Here is a 20,913-nt window from a genome sequence, read left to right on the forward strand (position 1 = left end):
AGAGCGCTTTAAAAGCGCTCTTTTTATTCACTCTTACTTTTTATAACGACGATATGCTAGTAAACCCAACAAACCTAATGCAGAGAAGATACCCATACTTCCTCCGCCGCTTTTCGCAGGTCGAGTATCATCCGAGGTAGTTGCTGTACTAATTACGTTTACAGTTGCTAAATTTGAAAGTTTTGGTGTTTCATCATTATCATAAACTTGATAATTAAACGAATAATTAAATGGATTAAAAGTATTTACTTCTTGAATATAAATATTTCCACCATAACACGTTTCTTTTTGATCAGGCGGAGGACACTTACCTTTACGATCAGCAGTAACTATTAGATTTTTTGTTGGGACGTTCGATAATCTTATCGGTAATTCTAACCCATCTTCATTTATCCAAAAGTCTGACTTATTAGGTTTTGTTTCAGGACCTTTACCACCTGGGCCTGTATCACCTGCATCATTAGCTAGTTCTAAAAGATTCAATTTTGCGATTTCTTTTTGCTGATACTTTAATGTCACAGATGTATCTTTAGCTTCAGGTGCTTGATTTGTAAATGAGGCCTTAATTAAACCTTTTGTTTGTATTGCATGATCATTTTTATATGTGATGGTATAACTACACAAAGCTTGTTCACCATCTTGTGTAATCGTATCATCTTTTCTATATACAACAATTTGTTGAATCTCAGGGACCCAAGTACATACTAAATTGCTATCTTCACGAGAATTTAGTTGACCATTAACAACTGAACCAACCCCAACCGTATCAACTTTAATATCATATAATTCTGGGCTGAAAAAATCTAAATGATGACTATCATCTTCGTGTGGTAATGGAAGTTGAAATGATTGTAAGTCAATATAAATAGCCCGATATTTTAAATTTTCTTTTTTATCATAATATTCAACCAATTTTTTATATGGTTCTAATCGGTATTTATAGTAGGTAAGATATTCTGGATCATTTGGGTTTTTAACTAGATTATCAAAAAAATCATTCTGAACCTTATAATTACTTATTAATTGACTCAATGATCGATTAGTAATACTGTCAATATCACCTGCAGTTAATTTCATCAATTCTACAGAACCAATATCACATGTATTTTTTGCTTCCGGTTGATAAAATAATACTCCATCAGCAAGACGAGCTAATCCTCTTTGATCATATTCACTACAACCAATTGCACCTTCACTACTTACATTCACTAAATCCTGCTTATCACCCCCTGCTTGTGTTATTCTTTTTGGATAATACATTGGTAAAAAAGCAGTATATTGAGATGCTGGGGCCATTGAACTTAATACAGTATCCATCGCAACATTGGTTAAATCAATGTTTGTTGTATTATCTTTATATACCTCTTCGGGTAAATCACATTTGCCATTATTTAATAATGAAAATGCATTATAGATAGCACCAATTGCCACATTATCTTCTTTTGAAGCATCACCCAACAAATAACGACAAGAATATGCTCCTGAATTATAAGCAATTATATTAAAAAGCAAAGTCTTTATACCAATCTTATCATATAGAAAAGTTGTATATGCTTTATTTTCTACAATAGTGTTACTTGTTAGTGCTAATGCACTACCGCTACTTAATATTGTTGAATTGTTTTGATCTTCAGATCCAGCTTTTGTATCACCACTAAATTTTATTAAATTTCCTTTGACAGAGTTAGCGGTATTCTGAGCAATCGTATTTGCTTCCAATTCTGCTTTAGGTAGACCACAAAACTCCAACATACTTAATGAAGTATCCGATCCATTTTTTATCAGACTACTTGCTGTAAAACTTATATTTCTTTCCGAATATAGATTATCATTCTTACAAGCCATTGCAATTACACTACCAATTGTAGCGTCATTACCTTCAAATAAACTTTTAGAAATTGTAGCCGAAGCAGCTAGTCCAGCTAGATAAATTGCCCCACCTGCACCAGTAGTTGCTTTAGAGTTTAATACCTTAATACTTTGCAAGGTAATATTTGCACCAGCATAAATTGCACCACCATTTCCCTGATTAGGTGCAACACCATTCGCAAGTATTAAATTCGTTAAAGTTAAAGGGTTCTTACCAGCAGTTGTATTAAAAATTCGAGAATTCTCTGCTTTGATAGTCGTCTTAATTTCAACTTGTGCAGGATATTGATTTGACACATCATTAATTAGAATATTTTTTTCATTCCAATTAGCTGGGGCTGCTCCCCATATTCTCACTTCTGAGTCAGGTGTTAATTCACTTTTTAACGTATATTCACCCGCTTCTAATTGGATATCTTGAGTATTAGAATAAATATCTGCAACAACACAACCATGTGCAGATACACGCGTTTTTGCAACCTCTAAGGCTTCTCTGATTGAACAAAGAGAATCTTCTTTATTTTCATCATTAAAGGTAGTCACTTTAATTGGTGCTGTTGCACTATTTGTTGCAGCTAACAATGGCATAGCTGAAACAACCATTAACGCTAATAAGGTTTTCTTATAATTTTTCATCTCATTTATCATCCTTGATTATGATTTAAAACGTCTCAATCCAATTAAACCAAACACCATTAAAATCCATCCAAAATCCATGCTGCCAACATTTACAGTTTTATTTTGAAAATTATTTGGCGGATCTTGGACAATTGTCGTAGGAATATCAATATAATAATTTGAAGGGTCATTAAGCCTAGTGATTGTAGTGATTACACGGATATTAAATTTATCTGCACCATGCCAATTACCATTTGGCACATAGACAATATTCCCTTTTGAATCTATTGTTAATTTACCTTTTGACTTTGTTTCAGTCTGTTCAATATTAAGACAACCTGATTGCCATGGTAATCCGTTAGCGTCTGTATCACTCTTAAATATTATTTTACACGCCTCAGGATCAACTAATTCACCATCCAATAAACTATTCGCAATACTAAACTTTGCGATTTGACCATATAGAATATCTTGCCCAGCAATTTCTACATCATTACGATTTACTACCAACTCAATCGCACCTAGATCACATAGTTCACTATAAACACTGCGCGCTTTACCTCGTTGATCAGAAGTTTCACAACTAATAGCCCCCTTGTTTGTTCCATCGCTAAAAATCCTCCCCTTATTAATGATTAGAGAGTCAGACAATGAATTATAAGAAGTTAATAATCTTGGTTGAAAAAAACCTAACATTTGATCTTTGGGAGTCGTATAAGGACATAATAATCCTTTGTCCTGAGGTAAATCACAATCCCCCTCCACTTTTCCACCTGCGATCAAATCAGTGTTTAATAAAAAATTTGGCAGTCCAGCGGGTGCATTACGATTACAATCCACCTCTGTCAAATTACTTTGAATAACCGAAGAATCATTACTATCTGCAACACAGTTTTTATTATTTTTCGCTATGATACTATTTGAAATAAACGCACCATTCTCTAATTCAGCGGGTTTTGTGTCAGTAGCAGGGGTTGAAATCCATTTCGGAGCTTGCAAATATAGTCCAGCATCATTATAAATCATCGTAATATTATTGATGACCATTCCCCCTCGAATATTTGCTACATAGCCTCCCTTATTATTAAAAATGGTTGAATTTCTGAGTCCAAAAACTCTCAACAAGAGCGCATTCGAGATTGCGGTATCACTATTAGCATTTTGTACATATAAAATACTTCCATTTGCTTTTACTTCATTATTCTTTATCACTGATTGAGTAATAATATAACGAGGAACCTCACTATAAATGACCGCCCCCTGATCAGCTTTATTACCCTCAAAAATAGTATTACTTACACTAACAACGCCTGCAGTTTTCTTGTCAGATAGTAAACCTTTATTATAAATAGCACCGCCTAAACTTGCATTACCATCCATCAATCTAGAGTATTGAATTGTTAATATTTCACGATTTAGAATCAAGCCACCTTCAACTACTTTCTGCGATGACCCTTTAAGATTCAGCTCTTTTAAGCCCACTGATAAAAGTTCATTTTCTACATTATTATCATCTATAATAAAAACACTTTCCGAACCCAACATTTTAATAGTAGCATTATTTAAACCTTGCTTATTATCATTAAAATCAGTACTGGAAGCAGTATTAATAGTCATCGCTGCTTTAATTTGTATTGCCTTATTTAGAGTATACTCTTTATCACGTTCTAGGATAATAATCGATGAAGCATCTTTATTACCGCAACCATGATAACCATTTTCAAATTCTTTTTGGGTACGATTATTTAAGAATGTTACAGCTTCACGTAATGAACAAACGGTATCATCTTTGTCTTCATCAACTAATGTTGTAACTTGAATATCCGCAGAATATACATGTCCAGTAATCGCAAATAAAGCGCAGGCAAGCGTCCGTTTGAGCATACCGTTCTCCTTCTATTTTCATTTTTCTTAGTATTGCAAACTACAAATTTGCAACCACATTCCTTTGTGCGTACTTTGTCATAGCTGTCAAAATTACTCAAGAAATTTTATGCGATTAGTGATATTCATCAATCAGAGCAAAAATTTGCTTAATCGTTGTATTTGAGAGCTTTGTTTTCTCACCTTTCAACATCTTTTCAAGTTGGGCAAGTGTCTGTAATAGAATGGAAGCTTGATGTGGTCCATTACTCAACAAATAATCAATAATTTGTTGGTCAAAATGAATTCCTCGCCTCGTCATAACAGAGTGTAATAAAGCCTGTCGATCTGTATATGAGCTTCCATTTGGCACTTTGACACTGACCGCTTGAGTCAGTCTCGACTGTAAGTCAGGTAATTCTAATTTTAATTCTATCGGTGCTACACGAGATGAAAAGACCAGTTGTCCATCATGATTATTCATTAAATGAAAAACAGCTTTTTGCCAATGAGGTACACCACTAATTGCATCAATATCATCTAATGCCACTAAATCATAAAACTCTAATGAAGTAATCGCTTCAATTGGTGCATCTAATAATTCTAATAATGAGACTTTTATTGCACGACGACCCAATTCTAAATATGAATCACAAATTGCAGAGAGTAAATGGCTTTTACCAGTACCAGCACCGCCATAAACATAAAAGCGATTTACCAGTCCAGTATGTAACTGTCGTATCGCATCAACTACATGACCCCACCCTGGCCCCGAAAAATCGCTAATTCGCGCATCGAGCTGTGGTTCTATATCGAGTTGTAGTTGACGCATATCGTTAATTTGTTCCTCAATTACTTTAGATCATTTGAATGTGAAGTTTCGCTATCTTGAGAGTTTTTAATCTCAATATCAAGTTCTACTTCACCAGCATCAACATTTATACGTTGAATTTCACCATGTTGAATACTGACCTCAATTGGAGATCCGTAAAATCGACTTTTTTCGTAATTATCTCTTGCGTGTTTAAGTAACACGACGATAACAGCCGCTACAGGCAAGGCAATCAGCATTCCTAAAAAACCGCCCAGTTGAGCACCAGCTAGTACCGCAAATACAACGGCAACAGGAGATAGACCAATTTTGTCACCAAGTAAGAAAGGCTGCAAAATATATCCTTCTACCATTTGCCCAATCATAAATACAATACCCACTAAAAGTAACTGCATCCAATCGAGACCAAACTGGAATAATGAAGCAATCACGGCCGCGATAATACCAACACCAAAGCCTAGATAAGGGATAATACTGGCCAAACCAGCAATCATTCCAATAATTAAACCCACTTCTAAACCAATGATTTGCAGGCCAACGGCATACACTATTCCTAATAGCAGCATTACGAGGAACTGACCTTTAACAAACGCTCCAAGGACACTATGACATTCACGAACAATGACTAAGGTTGATTCTTCATATGGACGAGGTATTAAACGACGCATACTTTGCAACATTCTTTCCCAATCAAGTAAGAAATAGAATGAAATGATAGGAATCAAAATAAATACGCCACCTAATTGAATAAAATTCAAACCAGATTGTGCTAAACGTAAAGCCATGGCTTGAATACTATCTGCACTGTAATTCGTTTGAATGTATTCCATAATTGCTTTAGAAATCTGTTCTGTATCCAACTCCATTGGAACAACATTAAAAGTATGGGATACCCAAGGTAGAAATGTCGCATTTACCCAATGTATACCTGCTGGAATACTATCTCGCGCATAGATTAATTGCTTCCAAACCAATGGGACTAGGAACCATAAAACAACTGTTAAGGTTACGCCAATCCCAACAAAGACGAGACTGATCGCCAACCAACGAGGTAATTTAATTTTTACAAGGACATCTACAAGGGGACTAAAGAGATAGGCAATAAAAAAAGCGCCAACAAATGGTAATACAACTGGTTTTAATAGATACAACACCCAAAGTAGTAATGCGAGTCCTGCGAGGATAAAGATACGACGTAGTACCTGATCTTGCATAAAATCTAGCCTTTTTTCGTGTAATCGTTATAAATGGGAAAAAAATTTAATTAAAGATAGCATTTTCGAGCATAAATAACATAAGAGTTTCGTATATTCAGGTTATAATCTGCCGCCAATGCGGAGACTTCACTATGAGCAACTCAACTTCTACCCCAAATACTGGTTTAAGCTATAAAGATGCGGGCGTCGACATTGAAGCGGGCGACGCACTGGTCGATCGTATCAAATCTGTCGCTAAGCGTACCACTCGTCCTGAAGTCATGGGCGGTTTAGGTGGTTTTGGCGCACTATGCAAAATTCCAAAAGGCTATGAAGAACCTGTATTGGTTTCTGGCACAGACGGCGTAGGTACAAAATTACGTTTAGCGTTAAATCTAAATCGTCACGACACGATTGGTCAAGATCTTGTTGCAATGTGTGTAAACGATTTACTTGTTTGTGGTGCTGAACCATTATTTTTCCTAGACTACTATGCAACAGGTCATTTGAATGTTGATGTTGCAGCAAATGTAGTAACGGGTATTGGTAAAGGTTGTGAACTTGCTGGCTGTGCACTTGTTGGTGGTGAAACTGCTGAAATGCCAGGTATGTATGAAGGCGAAGATTACGATCTTGCTGGTTTCGCTGTTGGTATAGTTGAGCATAGTAAAATTATTGATGGAACTAAAGTAAAATCTGGTGATGTACTGATCGGTGTTGCATCAAGTGGTGCTCATTCTAATGGTTACTCATTACTACGCAAAATTTTAGATGTTAAGAACGTTGATTTAACTCAAATCGTTGATGGTCGCCCACTTGCAGATGTTGCAATGGAACCAACACGTATTTATGTAAAACCAGTACTTGAACTTTGCAAACAAGTTGATGTCCATGCAATGGCACACATTACTGGTGGTGGTTTACCAGGTAACTTACCGCGTGTTCTTCCAAATGGCGCACAAGCGGTGATTGATGAATCAAGCTGGGAATGGTCAGAATTATTCCAACTATTACAACGCGAAGGTAATGTAGAACGCTTTGAAATGTATCGTACATTTAACTGTGGCGTTGGCATGGTAATCGCTGTTGATGCAAGCGAAGCTGATAAAGCCATTGATGTATTAAATACTCAAGGCGAAAAAGCATGGAAAATTGGTTATATCCAAGAAAATGCTGAATCAGTTGAAGGTGCAGACGAAAAAATTCGCGTGATCTTTGCATAATGAGAATTGCTGTCCTTGTCTCAGGCAACGGTAGCAACTTACAGGCCCTGATAGATGCAAATCTGTCAGGGCAAATCATTGGTGTACTCTCAAATAAAGCTGATGCCTATGCATTACAGCGTGCTGAGAAAGCCAATATTGCAACCGCTGTTATTTCACATAAAGATTATCCGAATCGAGAAAGCTTTGACGATGCTATGCATCAGCAATTGCTTGCTTGGGAAATTGACTTAGTTATCCTTGCAGGTTTTATGCGTATTTTAACGCCAAACTTTGTCAGTCAATGGCAAGGTAAAATGTTAAATATCCACCCTTCTCTGCTGCCTTTTTATAAAGGAATTAATACACATCAACGTGTATTAAATACTGGAGATCGCTTGCATGGTTGTACCGTTCATTTTGTCACTGCTGAACTAGATGCAGGACAAAGTATAGCGCAATCCGCCATTCAAGTGAGTTTGCATGATAATGTAGAAAGCCTAGCACAACGTGTGCATGAGCTTGAACACTTCATCTACCCTCAGGTTGCAGAATGGTTATGTAATGGTCAACTCACTTGGACAAATGGTCAAGCATATTTCAATAAAAAACCTTTAGAACGACCAATTCAATTTGCTCAATTCTAAAAATAAAACACATCTTCGGATGTGTTTTTTGAAAAATATAATTCCTAATTTTTAAATAATTAGATTTCAGCCTAAAATGAGCACATCTGAATTTGTACTGAAAAATCATCTACACATAAAGCTTTGGACTCAAAGCTCTCCGATTTTACCTTTCACAGATATCCCACCATCGTCTTCGTATCGCAAATACACAATTGTCCTCGAATTGTTTCAACCTCGCGGCGGAAGATTTCTCTATGGTTTACTGGGTGCAGAAGTGGATATAAATTTAGAAAATCGAGAAATTATCCTAGATTTAACGAACCGTAATTTAGAAAATCGTCTTTTTCAATCTGATTTTCTGAATGAACTTGATGAAGCAAAATATGGTTTGCCAATTGAATACTCTACAGAATTACAAAAATTTATATTAGAAATATGCAATCAGATGAAATTTAATGTTTTATATAAAATAAACTTTTGTTTTGCTGCTCATAGTGATATTGGATCTAATATGAAAATTTTCAAGTTTTTAGCATTATTAATCCTTCAATATATACAAAATAGTGAATTAACTTTAGATGATCTAAATCAAACACAAAAATTCTTAGATCAAAGCATATAAAAACCCAAAGTATGTATTTAAGAGCGATCGAAAATACATACTTTCTTATCAACATGTTTCATTTAGAAATTAATCAAACTTCTAATTTTTTCCACAGTTTCAGTCGGATGCTCTAATGGGAACATATGTCCACCATTAACAACTGAAAAAGGAATACCCAATTTCCGTTTAGCAACTTGAGGAAGTTTTTCTTTTAAGAACACACTATCACGACCAACAACCAAATGAACAGGTACTCTAGGTTTTGGCATAGGTAACCACCACATCGATGGTGTCGTTCTAAACATTGCAACCTCATCAACTTTCGGAATGGTTAAAGTCACTCCACCCTTCAAGGGATCATTGCTCAAAGCATGCTGAATATAAGCTTGGAAGCAATCTGCATCAAAGTGTTGATAAAATCCTCTAGAGCCTAAAAGTTCTGCTGCTTGTTCACGAGACTCCCAATGATCACGGCGACGTACAGATAGACCTGCTGGCGTAATTTTATCGACCAATTTAGGTTTAAAAACTTTAGCAAGATGAAAAGCAAATGATGCTTTACCTATAATAAATGGTGGGTCAAGCATAATCACTTGAGAAAACAACTCAGGACGACGATAAGATGCCATTAGTGTTAATACAGAACCTAACGAGTGTCCCAAGCCAATTACTTTTCGACCTTGAGATTGTTGCACGATACTATCAATGATTTGATCAACTAAATGCCTCCACCCATGCGTAATTGGATAACGTTTATCAGTGCCAATCTCTGCAACATAAATAATGTCATATTGATCTTTTAACTGCTCAAATAGCTTCTGATAAACTTTAGATGGAACACCATTAGCATGTGCAAAATGAATCAAAGGTTTCATAAGCGTTTCTTTCAATTTATATATTGATTGGTCGATTATCTCGCGCTGCAAATGCTTTGCAATTTAAAAGGGAGAACTGCCCAGTTATGTTTAAAAATAAAAAAGGCTGTGAATGATCACAGCCTAGTCTTGATGATTATTGTATTTTTGCATTTTGTTGAGTTTGTAATTGTGCAGAAAGTGAACTACTAATTCCTTCACCAATCTTTGTACCCATACGTCCTAAAATCGACTCTAAAGGATTGCGTTGAACAGTATAATCTAATTTCTGATCTACTTTAAGATCGCGCATCAATGTTGTAATACTACCACTACGATCTGCAACACCTAATGCAATTGCCTGTTCACCCGTCCAGAATAGACCAGAAAATACCGCAGGATCATTTGACTTTAATCGTTTTCCACGACCTTCTTTGACTGCATTAATAAAATGTGTATGAACATTATCTAAAACAGCTTGCACATGTGCTTGTTGCGCTGGATTAATTGGCTTAGTCATACTTAGAATGTCTTTATTATTACCAGAAGTTAAAGTACGGTCTTCAACACCAAGTTTTTGCGCTAAACCACTCAAACCATAGTTCGGCATAATCACACCGATTGAACCAACCAAACTTGATGGGTTTACAATGATCTCATCTGCAGCAGAAGCAATATAGTAAGCACCCGATGCACCCATATCACCAATCACGGCATAGACTTTTTTATCTGGATGTTGTTTTTTAAGGTAGCGAATCTCTTGCCAAATCTCATCAGATTGCACGGGTGAGCCACCAGGAGAATTAATATTCAATGCAATCGCTTTACTGCCAGTGGCTTCAAATGCACGATTTAATGCTTTATTGGTGTCTTCACTATTGACAGTAGATTGACCACTAGAAGAATCAATAGTTCCAACAATATCAATCACAGCTAAATGATCAGAGCTGACATTCGTATTTGATTTTTCTACAGAAGTTGAGCAGCCTTTGCTCATTGCGATCAATACGATTAATAAATACGCAAAACCTAAGCATTTAAAAAAGATGCTCCAACGTCGACTACGGCGTTGTTCTTCGACAGAAGCCAAAACAGCTTTTTCTAAAATCTGCCATTCTTTGCCTGTCACATTATTGCTATTTGTAGGTTCATTTTGTGGTTTTGGTGGCCAATCGGACATAAGATTCCAATCCAATGTATTGTAAAGTGAATTTATTATATACGCTGATTTATAGAAAACTGTTTAAATAACTTGTTTTAACTTATAATTATTTTATACGTTATACTCTCCTCTTGTAATTTTTTTAATGTTTGATATATGGCACACCCCAAATCAACAAATAGTAATTACCGTCTCATACAATTTCTGAGTCATCAACCACTTCAATTAGGTCGTTTTATCGCAGGTTTTGTTGCACGATTGCTCAATAGTTTCCAGCTTTCTAAACTCTCAAAAATTATACAATTAAATTTACAGATCGCATTCCCTGAAGCATCTCAACAAGAAATAAATCAATTAAAAAAACAAGCAATTAAAAATGAACTAACCTCTTATTTTGAATTTGTGAGCATTTGGGGAGCTTCAAATGAGAAAAATATTCAGCGCATTCACAAAATTCATAATGAGCATTATTTTCACGAAGCCTTCGCAGAGAAAAAAGGACTTGTCCTGATTATGCCTCATTTGGGTACTTGGGAAGTGATGAACGCATGGCTATCTAAACATACTCAAATGACCATCCTTTATAAGCCTGTGAAAAATCCTGATGCTGATCGTTTTGTTCGTGATGCACGTAGCCGTAATCAAGCGAATTTAGTACCCACTGATGAAAGTGGAGTTCGTCAGATTTTTAAAGCATTAAAACAAGGTGGTACAACTGTTATTCTACCTGATCACACCCCTGATCACGGTGGTGAAATGATTAAGTATTTTGGTATTCCATTGGCATCAAGTAGTTTAAGCGCAAAGTTAATTCAAAAAACAAAAGCACGAACTTTATTCCTTTATGCTTTGAGGAATGACCAAGGTGGATTCGACATGCATATCGAGCGTATCAATCCTCAAATTTATGAAGGCAATGCCGAAGATGGTACGCTTATTATTCATCAGACTTTGGAAAATTTAATCCAACGTCTTCCAATGCATTATCACTGGAGTTATAAACGATTCAGTGCGAACCCTAGCTTACACAAAATTTATGATATTGATGTCAACGAAGCTTTAGCAAAAGTTGCTGAAGTGCGTCAGCAAGAAAATACTCAGCTTTAATCCTATAAATATTGTGATATGAAAATATTACAATATTTGAGTTATTTTCTTTCCAACCATTTAATTTGTTGTCTTTGCTGTCTGAGCTCAACCTGACCATTTTCAAAAATAAAACGAATTGTTCCTGCTTCAACCGTAGTTAACAATGGAATGTGTAGCGCCTGTAGACGATTTTTCAACTCTTGACTAGGATGTCCATAACGATTATCAAACCCTGCCGAAGCAATCGCAAGTTTCGGTTTTAAAGTCGCTAAAAAATCATAAGCAGAACTATGTTTACTCCCGTGATGTCCCAAGATCAAAACATCTACTTTTAAATCGGGATATTGTTGCATTAATTTATATTCAGCCTCCCAACCTGCATCTCCCATGATTAAGAAGTTTTGATAAGGCTGGGCATTTAGAAACTGCAAATACACCACACAGGAATACTCATTTTGCTGATCCTTTGCATGAATAAGCTCATCTGCTTTAGGGGATAGAATTTCAACTTTTAGATTTTCATATGACCAATGCTGACCTTGCTGACAAAATGAGAAATTGTTTTTGAACTGCATTTTTTGGTCATATTCATTTGACTGAACTTGGGATATTTCAAAGTTTTTTTGAATAATAGGAAAAGCACCACTATGGTCTTGATCAAGATGAGATAAGATTACATGGTCGATGTGGCGTACACCTTGTTGCCGTATAAATGGAATAACAACCCGCTCTCCTAAACTAAATTTATTTTCATTGTAAGAGCCCCCTGTATCAATCATAAAGATTTGCTCGGGATGTTGTAAAAATACAGCTTGCCCTTGTCCAACATCTAAAATATTTAAAACCGTAGGTTGAGTCTTTACACCTATACATATAGGTAAAAAACAAATCAATGCCCAAGCTTTAGGAATCGTCCCCCTCGGCATAAATAAAATAAGCATACCAAGGATTAAAGATACCATCATTAAGGGTGTATAACTTACCCCATATAAATGCGGTGCAATATTTTGCAAGATGTCTAAAATTGACATCAATATAGATAATACAAAATCATTAATTTGAAATAAAAACTGCCCTAATGCAGGAATGATGAGCCAAATACATGCAGCCAGAATATCTAATGGCACAACGACACCGCCAAGTAAAGGAATTGCAATTAAGTTACTTACAGGTGCAATCCAAGAAACTTGCTGAAAGAAAATCAAGACTAATGGTAATAAGGCGATAAAAATCTTAGATTGCGATTCAACCAAAGCTTTAGCAGCTAAAAATATTTTTTGAGTCCACGTAATCGGCTGATCTTGCGGTAATTGTGCAATGGTCTGATAAACTCTAAGTAGAATAAAACAGGCCCCATATGACAGCCAAAAACCAGCGGATAGAATACTAAAAGGATCAAAAAGTAATAATATACTGGCACTATAAATCAATAAGCTAAATGGGCGAATCGATTGACGAAAGAAGAGAAAAATACTTGCAAGCAAAGCAGTCAATAAAGTTCTGATCGCTGGAATCTCAAAACCAACAAATGCCACATAGACCAGAACACTGAGTAAAAATGGCAATAATAATAAAATTTGTCTAGGCTGCCATAAGTATAGATGTGGGCAGTAATGCTGTATGAGACGTTGTATCAACCAAGACAACATGAATGCAAAGATCAACACATGTGGACCAGAAATCGCTAACAAATGCGAAATTCCAAGCTGTTGAAATTGTTGTTTCAATGTGTTGGATAACAGGCTTTCATCACCTGTTAGCAAGGCTAAAAGTAAACCTTTATGCTGAAGCTTAGAAGTTTGCAACATCTGCCGAAATGCTAAGCGTTTCATCTCAACGCTTAATAAAAACTTAGCAGAAAAGCTTTGCTGTTGCTTTAAGTGACCTTGATAACCCAAATGGTAAATTTCATCAAAGCTTAAAGGTTGAATAGACTGCACTGAAAATGCAGACATTATATTTTGCTGCAAAAACCATTTTTCCTGATCAAATGCACCCGCAACAGCATAACTATGCACTGGTTTAATCTGACCATAAACTCGATAATAATGACCCAACTCTAAGCTTTGCTTCTGATTTAACAGATATTTGTCTTGTTTTAAATAAAGTAACCAGTTGACAGATTGCTTATGTCGATTAAGCACTTCAGCAATTTGTTTATGACCATCATCACTCAATTCATCTATATTTTTAATATAAACAATTGCTTCATAGGATTGTGATTCAAACTCTTTTAATTGCAGTCGTTGTTCTAATGCGGAATCTGCAAAATGATATCCTGTTGTAAACAATCCCCAGCTTGCACTGATTAAAATAAGTGCTTTATAAAAAGGTCGATAAAAATAGAATTCTTTCTTGTATATGCCAAAGCTAAAGATCAGGATTGCAATAGCCAACCAAATCCACCATGTCAGCTCGATAAAATCAAGATGAAATCCCATGATTGCAATACCAGCAATCCAGCCCAATAAAATAATTTTTAACATGTAATTTTTTAATTAAGTTTTTGATTTTTCTGAACGCAAAATTAAAGCCCGTTTTCAGGGCTTTAACAAGAGATTAAACAAAATAAATTATTTTGGATCAATCCATAAACCATCTTGCATATGCAAAATCGAATCTGCTGATTGAGCCAATTGCTCATCATGAGTCACGATTAACATCGCCATATTCAGCTCTTTTTTGAGATCAGTCAGCAATTCAAAAATACTCAATGCTGTTTTACGATCTAAATTACCAGTTGGTTCATCTGCTAAGACAACTGCAGGTTTCGTCACTAAGGCGCGCGCTAAAGCCACACGTTGACGCTCACCGCCCGATAATTCACCTGGTTTATGATCTAAACGATGCGATAAACCGACACGATCAAGTAGGTATTCTGCTTGTCTTTTAACATCCTTATAATTACTTTCACGACGTAACATCAAAGGCATGGCTACATTTTCTAAAGCAGAAAACTCAGGCAATAAATGGTGAAATTGATAAACGAAACCTAGATATTGATTACGTTTATAACCACGCTCTGCTTCGCCTAAATTATCAAAACGCTGACCTTGCAAAAAGACTTGTCCTTGCGATGGTTGCTCTAGACCACCAAGCGCATGTAATAACGTACTTTTACCTGAACCACTCGAACCAACAATGGAAACAAACTCGCCTGCTTTTACTTGAAGTGATAAACCTTTAATCACTTCAACTTTGCTTTTACCATCATCAAAATGTTTATAAATATCTTTGGCTTCTAAGACGATCTTACTCATAACGTAATGCCTCAGCAGGTTGAACTTTGGCTGCACGTAATGCAGGATAAATTGTCGCCAAAAAGCTCATCAATAATGAAACAATGACAATTACCGTAACATCTTGCCATCTGAGATATGAAGGCAGATAGTGAACAAAATAGGCATCAAACAAGTTCAAACCTAGAGCAGTATTGAACCAAGAAATAATATCACTAATGGTCAATGCTAAAGTTACACCTAACACTGTTCCTGCAATCGTTCCAATGACACCAATCACTGTGCCTTGTACCATAAAAATTTTAGTGATCATGGACGGTGAAGCACCTAACGTACGCAGAATCGCAATATCAGATTTTTTATCTGTTACGACCATTACTAAAGATGAAACAATATTAAATGCAGCAACCACAATAATCAGAACAAGAAGTAAACCTACTAAGGTTTTTTCCATCTGAATCGCATTGAAAAGATTACCGTGCGTATACGTCCAATTCGATGCGTAAAAATTACTTGGTAATTGTTTCACGATATCATCTGCAACAGATGGTGCAGCAAAAATATCATCTAACTTTAATCGCACGCCTTGCGCACCATCAGGCAAACGCAATAATGTTGATGCATCATTTAAGGCGATATAACCCACCATCGAATCAACTTCTGCACCTACACTAAAAATTCCAACCACTTTAAAACGTTTAAAACGTGGTACCACACCTGCTGGTGATGGTGTTGCTTCAGGCAGAACTAAGGTGACATTGTCATTTAAACCAAGACCAAGTGCATCGGTCATATCCTTGCCTAGAACAATACCGAACTCGCCTTTCTTCAAAGCATTTAAATCACCTGAGACCATATGGTTTTGGATAATTGAAACTTTCTTTTCATATTTAGGCTCAATTCCGGTCACCATAATCCCTGCAACTTGCCCTTGAGCGGTTAACATCCCTTGCAATTGAGTAAATGGTGCAACACCTGTCACATGCGGATGGTGTTCAACTCTTTTTACAAGCTCAGGCCAATCTGTTAGTATCTGAGTAGAAGAAACTGTGGCTTGTGGAACCATTCCAAGAACACGATTTTTTAATTCACGGTCAAAACCGTTCATAACAGACAGTACTGTAATAAGGACAGCAACGCCAAGGGTTAAACCAATCATGGAAACCAAGGCAATAAAAGAAATAAAATGATTACTTCGCCGAGCACGAGTGTATCTCAACCCTATATACAGCGAAATTGGCTTAAACATACCATTTAGTCCGAGGTGATTTATTATGGAAAATTCACAACATCAGCTTGTTGAGGACAACTCTGAACGTCGAGTGATGTCTCGTATTGATGCTGTGTTAAGAATCAACTATCAAGTCATTCCTGACGACGTTGCGCTGAATGATCCTTATGATTCTCACTTTGTATTGCCACGCTATTTTCTACTACTTGCTGAATTAGATCAATTTGATCATGCATTTCGCTACGAATTAGAACAATTAAATGAAAAAGATCAACAAATTGCTCGCATATTATCCCTTTTCAATCAAAAATTGAATCTGATTACTGGTTCTTTTTACGACAATATCGTGCAATCCCTACTACCAGTACCTGAACAAGTTAACTTTTCAGAGAACGGTTTGAGCTTCTTTAGCTCACAAGACCTTAATGAAGGAACCTACATTCATATTACGTTGAGTCATCCTGAAAACTACTTTCATATCGCAGCAACTGCTCAAGTTGCTTACAGCTCAGCAGATGAACAAGGTAAATTCCGTATTGGTGCGTATTTTATTACGCTACATCCGCAGGACCGTGCCAAATTAGCGGAAAGTATTCAAGAATCACAACAAACTGAGAGCAACCCAAATTAAATATGAAAATGTCCTTTTCATATTTTCAAACGGCGATAGGTATTAAAATCTTTATAAAAATAAAGACACAAACCTAATAGAATGATGCTTGCCCCAACAAAAACCTGTGCAGACAACTGTTCATGATTGAGGTAAGCGCCTATGAGTATTGCCAACATTGGGGTCATTACGGTCGTCAGTGATAAGGTGGTCGCTTTCAAATTTTGTACCAACTTAAAATAACAAAACATCGCAATTAACGAAGCCATTACAACGGTATAAGTCAATGCTAACAATGATTTCGTCGAAGGAATGTGCGTTGGTGCATGTTGCCAAATCCAAGGGAGTAATAATATGGCTAAGATTGTTGAAACCAGAATTGAACCGGTTGCTTGAGCCATCGGTTGCACATCCGCATTGATTTTTTTCACCAGAAAAATAGAAAGCGAATATGCAAAAACACTCATCAGCATTAAAACAATACCTATCGGCTGCACATGCTTTTGACTGCCATTCAGACAAATCATCGCTAATCCAATAATTGAGGTTCCCATCCCCAACCACTGTAAACTCGCTAACTTTTGTTGAAAACCAAATCTTCCAATCAGCCCAGCCATGATCGGAGCTAAGCCAAACATCAATGCAATCAACCCAGAACTTAAATAAGGTGTTGCTGCATAAGTAAAAATTTGCGAACCGATCAAGCTTAATGAACCAGCTACATAACTTGATAACGCAATTTTATGAATCGGGAATTTAACCTTTAATAGCAATAGCACGCTAAGCGCCAAAGGTAAGGCAATAAAAAAGCGCAATACCAAAGCCCACATAGGATGTAAATCAGTAACACTCCAAACAATTGCCAATGGCGTGGTTGCCCAAATGAATACTAATAATCCATACGTCAGTACTAAGTTGATTCGTGAAGGCATATTTAGCTCAAGAAGCGGTTTTGCGTTTTTGTTTGAAAATAGTTTGATCTAAAGAGCTTGAGAATTCACGTTTATCACGTTCAGAAATAGGTGGTGGGCCACCTGTTTGCACACCTGCTCCACGCAAAGTATCCATAAAATCACGTAAATGCAGACGTGCTTTAACATTGGCAGTGGTATAAATTTCACCTCGTGGGTGAATGGCAATGCCGCCTTTTTCAATGACTTGTGCAGCAAGTGGAATATCTTGTGTAATGACAATATCATTTTCATGCATACGCTCAATGATTTCTTTGTCTGCTTGATCTGCCCCACTCATCACCTGAATCGAATTAATCCGTAGAGATGGCGTAATCCCAACATTCTGATTAGCGACAAAGGTAACTTCTAACTGATAACGATCAGACGCACGTAAAATCACTTCACGTAAAATTTTAGGTAAAGCATCCGCATCTACCCATAATTTAAATGGCAGCACGTTGGCACAAGCTCATAAAAATAAAAATATAGTGTAGCAGATTACGGTAAAAGTAGAGTTAGCATCATTAGAATAATTGCTGCTATCCATTTCATTGATTAGATTTGAGATCAAAAACAGAAATTTGAATTAATTTTTAATGAATTACATATCCAGACTTGAAAAATGGATGTTACCCTCGATTTAATAGAATAAGTTCAATCTTTTTAGCATCACGCTTTATGAAAAATCAAAACAGTCCTGAAACTATTAAAATTCAAGATCAAAATTTCGGCAATCATGTTGAGCATTGGAACCTATTGACTGATACACCCGAAACAGATGTTCCCAAATGGTTAGGATTGGCACTTGATGCTCCAGTGATGCCTATGGGCTTATGTGAAGATGAACAAGATATGGATCAATCATTTTGGTTGATTCAAGGGCCAAAGGGTCAGTCTATTTCAATCAATCAAATTATTGCGGTTGAAAATCAAAAACCACGCGCATTAAAAACAGCATTCCCAAGTTTTGAAAGCCCATATAAATATGATGCCCAAATTGAGCGTATTATTACTTGTGATTCTGCGACTCAAGCAGTATTACGTCTGAGTTTAAATAAAAATACGGTTATTTATGCATTTGATAATTTATTCAGTGTTAATAACTGCCAATATGATCAAAATCAAACTTATCAAGTTCAATTTAATGCTTGGGCATATGAATTAGAAGCAGTTGCTGAAAATGAGAAAATCATTGTTGATGACCCTGCATCGATTAAACATCATCGTGCTTTAAATGCTATTTTGGCTGAACATAATGGTGTTGCACCAGAAAACTTACAAGAGCTGATTAACGACTGGCAACCACAAACACCTGAAGATCACGAACCTGTGACCGTTGATTTTTCTAAAATGGTGGCATATTTGTATGGTGAAACATTAGGTCAAGAAGATGAAGCTTGGTTCCAAGGTAATATCGTTGGCAAAACGACCATGCAATTTATGCAAGATGAATATACGCTGTATGATGTGACTTTAGTTTTAGAAGATGATTTACCTGCAATTTTAATTCGAATTGCAACAAAAAATGATTTGTATAAAAACTTTAACATTGGCGAATATATTCGCGGCAACCTATGGATTCAGGCGAATATTTATGCTAAAACTGCACTAAAGTGACAAAAAATCACACAAATGGCATTTTTAGGCGTTCTAATGAAAATTATACCAGAACAGACAACCACCAGTTTGATTCATTCGAGTGATCAAGGTCTTAAACTTGATATTGGTGCTTTTTGCTTTTTTTTACTTGGTATGTTTTTAGCAGCACTCTTTTTTCATCAAATCGGCTTATTTTAATTTTTAGATTTAAATTGTGTTAATAAAAAAGCCCTCATTCATGAGGGCTTTTATTTTATGGATGATAAATTGCTTAACCGTGACGTTTTGCAAACTCGTCCATGAAATTAACCAATGCTTGTACCCCTTCTAAAGGCACAGCATTGTAAATACTTGCACGCATACCACCCACAGAGCGATGACCTGCTAAGTTAAGCAAATGGCTTTGCTCAGCTTCTTTTAAGAAAAGTTTCTCAAGTGCTTCATCTGCAAGTGTAAATGGTACATTCATGATTGAACGATTTGGAATTGCGATTGGATTATTATAAAAATCACTAGAATCAATATATCCATAAAGCAATTTTGCTTTTTCTTGGTTTACTTTATGCATTGCGTCTACACCGCCTTGTTCAAGTAACCATTCAAATACCAAACCAGACAAATACCAAGCATAAGTTGCAGGCGTATTTACCATTGAATCATTTTTTGCCTGATCTGAATATTTCAAAATGCTTGGAATTTCAGGTTTTGCTTGATCTAATAAATCATCACGCACAATAACGATCGTTAAACCTGCTGGGCCAATATTCTTTTGTGCCCCAGCATAAATTAAACCGAATTTACTTACATCTAATGGTGCAGACAAAATGCTTGAAGAAAAGTCACATACCAACGGCGCATTAACGTCTGGTACACCTGCAAATTGTAGACCACCAATCGTTTCATTGTCTGCATAATGTACATAAGCAGCATCACTTGAAAGATTCCACGTATTTTGCTCTGTGATTGCATGTTTGCCATCAATCAAAGTGCCTGCCTCAACGACATTAATATCGCCATAACGTTTTGCTTCTTTCAACGCTTTTTCAGACCAAATACCAGTATGAATATAATCAGCTTTCGCATTCTTGCCGAGCAAGTTTAAAGGAATTGCTGAAAATTGAAGCGATGCCCCACCTTGTAAGAACAATACTTTATAGTTCTCAGGAATGTTCATGAGCTTACGCAAATCTGCTTCAGCTTTTTCCGCGACAGCAACATAGTCACTACTACGATGACTCATTTCCATGATCGACAAACCTTTACCTTGCCAATCCAACATTTCTTGTTGAGCTTTCTCTAAAACGGCAGTAGGTAATGCAGCAGGACCAGCGCAGAAATTATAAGCACGCATGAGTTTTCCCTT

19 protein-coding genes are annotated in these 20,913 nt (G+C 36.3%); 7 read left to right on the forward strand and 12 right to left on the reverse strand.

All coding sequences use genetic code 11. From position 1 onward, the window contains the following. Window positions 1-33: 33 nt before the first annotated feature. The 4 genes from ABLB98_RS09340 to cxpE all read right to left on the reverse strand — a co-directional run bounded on the left by ABLB98_RS09340 (window position 34) and on the right by cxpE (window position 6,396). Window positions 34-2,505: a CSLREA domain-containing protein gene (locus tag ABLB98_RS09340; RefSeq protein ID WP_348882107.1), complete on the reverse strand. Its 2,472-nt coding sequence runs from the start codon at window positions 2,503-2,505 to the stop codon at window positions 34-36. Between the two features lie 18 nt (window positions 2,506-2,523). Then, window positions 2,524-4,371, reverse strand: coding sequence for a rhombotarget A (gene rbtA / locus ABLB98_RS09345; RefSeq protein ID WP_348882108.1), 1,848 nt, complete (start codon window positions 4,369-4,371; stop codon window positions 2,524-2,526). Window positions 4,372-4,486: 115 nt separating this feature from the next. Then, on the reverse strand, window positions 4,487-5,182 hold the full coding sequence (gene hda / locus ABLB98_RS09350) for a DnaA regulatory inactivator Hda (RefSeq protein WP_087536399.1): 696 nt from the start codon (window positions 5,180-5,182) through the stop codon (window positions 4,487-4,489). A gap of 20 nt (window positions 5,183-5,202) precedes the next feature. Next, window positions 5,203-6,396: a chloramphenicol efflux transporter CxpE gene (gene cxpE / locus ABLB98_RS09355; RefSeq protein ID WP_348882109.1), complete on the reverse strand. Its 1,194-nt coding sequence runs from the start codon at window positions 6,394-6,396 to the stop codon at window positions 5,203-5,205. A 134-nt stretch (window positions 6,397-6,530) separates the two neighbouring features. Here cxpE and purM point away from each other — a divergent pair, with 134 nt between their 5' ends. From purM to ABLB98_RS09370, 3 genes are all read left to right on the forward strand, one after another. Beyond that, window positions 6,531-7,601 (forward strand): phosphoribosylformylglycinamidine cyclo-ligase, encoded by a 1,071-nt coding sequence (purM, locus tag ABLB98_RS09360; RefSeq protein WP_348882110.1) that lies wholly within the window; start codon window positions 6,531-6,533, stop codon window positions 7,599-7,601. After that, entirely contained in the window at window positions 7,598-8,227 is a 630-nt protein-coding gene (gene purN / locus ABLB98_RS09365; RefSeq protein WP_171063585.1) for a phosphoribosylglycinamide formyltransferase, read from the forward strand. Before purM ends, purN begins: the two co-directional genes overlap by 4 nt. Window positions 8,228-8,303: 76 nt before the next feature. Further along, window positions 8,304-8,831, forward strand: coding sequence for a hypothetical protein (locus tag ABLB98_RS09370; RefSeq protein WP_348882111.1), 528 nt, complete (start codon window positions 8,304-8,306; stop codon window positions 8,829-8,831). A 62-nt stretch (window positions 8,832-8,893) separates the two neighbouring features. On the opposite strand, the gene ABLB98_RS09375 is transcribed toward ABLB98_RS09370, so the two are convergent. After that, on the reverse strand, window positions 8,894-9,688 hold the full coding sequence (locus ABLB98_RS09375) for an alpha/beta hydrolase (protein WP_336937354.1): 795 nt from the start codon (window positions 9,686-9,688) through the stop codon (window positions 8,894-8,896). A 136-nt stretch (window positions 9,689-9,824) separates the two neighbouring features. Further along, window positions 9,825-10,847: a signal peptide peptidase SppA gene (sppA, locus tag ABLB98_RS09380; RefSeq protein WP_087546831.1), complete on the reverse strand. Its 1,023-nt coding sequence runs from the start codon at window positions 10,845-10,847 to the stop codon at window positions 9,825-9,827. 138 nt (window positions 10,848-10,985) lie between these two features. Between sppA and ABLB98_RS09385 the strand changes: the two genes are divergently transcribed. Next, on the forward strand, window positions 10,986-11,936 hold the full coding sequence (locus ABLB98_RS09385; RefSeq protein ID WP_348882112.1) for a lysophospholipid acyltransferase family protein: 951 nt from the start codon (window positions 10,986-10,988) through the stop codon (window positions 11,934-11,936). Between the two features lie 41 nt (window positions 11,937-11,977). On the opposite strand, the gene ABLB98_RS09390 is transcribed toward ABLB98_RS09385, so the two are convergent. The 3 genes from ABLB98_RS09390 to ABLB98_RS09400 form a co-directional block, all read right to left on the reverse strand. After that, window positions 11,978-14,404, reverse strand: coding sequence for a DNA internalization-related competence protein ComEC/Rec2 (locus ABLB98_RS09390; RefSeq protein WP_348882113.1), 2,427 nt, complete (start codon window positions 14,402-14,404; stop codon window positions 11,978-11,980). An 87-nt stretch (window positions 14,405-14,491) separates the two neighbouring features. Next, the gene (gene lolD, locus ABLB98_RS09395) at window positions 14,492-15,178 is read right to left on the reverse strand and encodes a lipoprotein-releasing ABC transporter ATP-binding protein LolD (protein ID WP_050041672.1); all 687 of its coding nucleotides are present in this window, start codon (window positions 15,176-15,178) and stop codon (window positions 14,492-14,494) included. Then, complete coding sequence (locus ABLB98_RS09400; RefSeq protein ID WP_005161293.1) at window positions 15,171-16,406, reverse strand: lipoprotein-releasing ABC transporter permease subunit; 1,236 nt, start codon at window positions 16,404-16,406, stop codon at window positions 15,171-15,173. The genes lolD and ABLB98_RS09400 overlap by 8 nt, the downstream gene beginning before the upstream one ends. Before the next feature lie 25 nt (window positions 16,407-16,431). Here ABLB98_RS09400 and ABLB98_RS09405 point away from each other — a divergent pair, with 25 nt between their 5' ends. After that, window positions 16,432-17,019, forward strand: coding sequence for a PilZ domain-containing protein (locus tag ABLB98_RS09405; protein WP_348882114.1), 588 nt, complete (start codon window positions 16,432-16,434; stop codon window positions 17,017-17,019). 17 nt (window positions 17,020-17,036) lie between these two features. Here the strand turns inward: ABLB98_RS09405 and ABLB98_RS09410 are convergent, their stop codons facing one another. After that, a complete protein-coding gene (locus ABLB98_RS09410; RefSeq protein WP_348882116.1) occupies window positions 17,037-17,930 on the reverse strand; it encodes an EamA family transporter in 894 nt (297 codons plus the stop codon). A 7-nt stretch (window positions 17,931-17,937) separates the two neighbouring features. After that, window positions 17,938-18,408 (reverse strand): YaiI/YqxD family protein, encoded by a 471-nt coding sequence (locus tag ABLB98_RS09415; RefSeq protein ID WP_005161301.1) that lies wholly within the window; start codon window positions 18,406-18,408, stop codon window positions 17,938-17,940. Between the two features lie 221 nt (window positions 18,409-18,629). Between ABLB98_RS09415 and ABLB98_RS09420 the strand changes: the two genes are divergently transcribed. Further along, window positions 18,630-19,568: a hypothetical protein gene (locus ABLB98_RS09420; protein WP_348882118.1), complete on the forward strand. Its 939-nt coding sequence runs from the start codon at window positions 18,630-18,632 to the stop codon at window positions 19,566-19,568. Window positions 19,569-19,604: 36 nt separating this feature from the next. After that, window positions 19,605-19,748, forward strand: coding sequence for a hypothetical protein (locus ABLB98_RS09425; protein ID WP_171287519.1), 144 nt, complete (start codon window positions 19,605-19,607; stop codon window positions 19,746-19,748). Between the two features lie 73 nt (window positions 19,749-19,821). Here ABLB98_RS09425 and serC read toward each other — a convergent pair whose 3' ends face one another. Beyond that, complete coding sequence (gene serC / locus ABLB98_RS09430) at window positions 19,822-20,901, reverse strand: 3-phosphoserine/phosphohydroxythreonine transaminase (RefSeq protein WP_348882120.1); 1,080 nt, start codon at window positions 20,899-20,901, stop codon at window positions 19,822-19,824. Window positions 20,902-20,913 lie beyond the last annotated feature (12 nt).

This window comes from Acinetobacter yuyunsongii (genome assembly GCF_041021915.1).
GTDB lineage: Bacteria > Pseudomonadota > Gammaproteobacteria > Pseudomonadales > Moraxellaceae > Acinetobacter.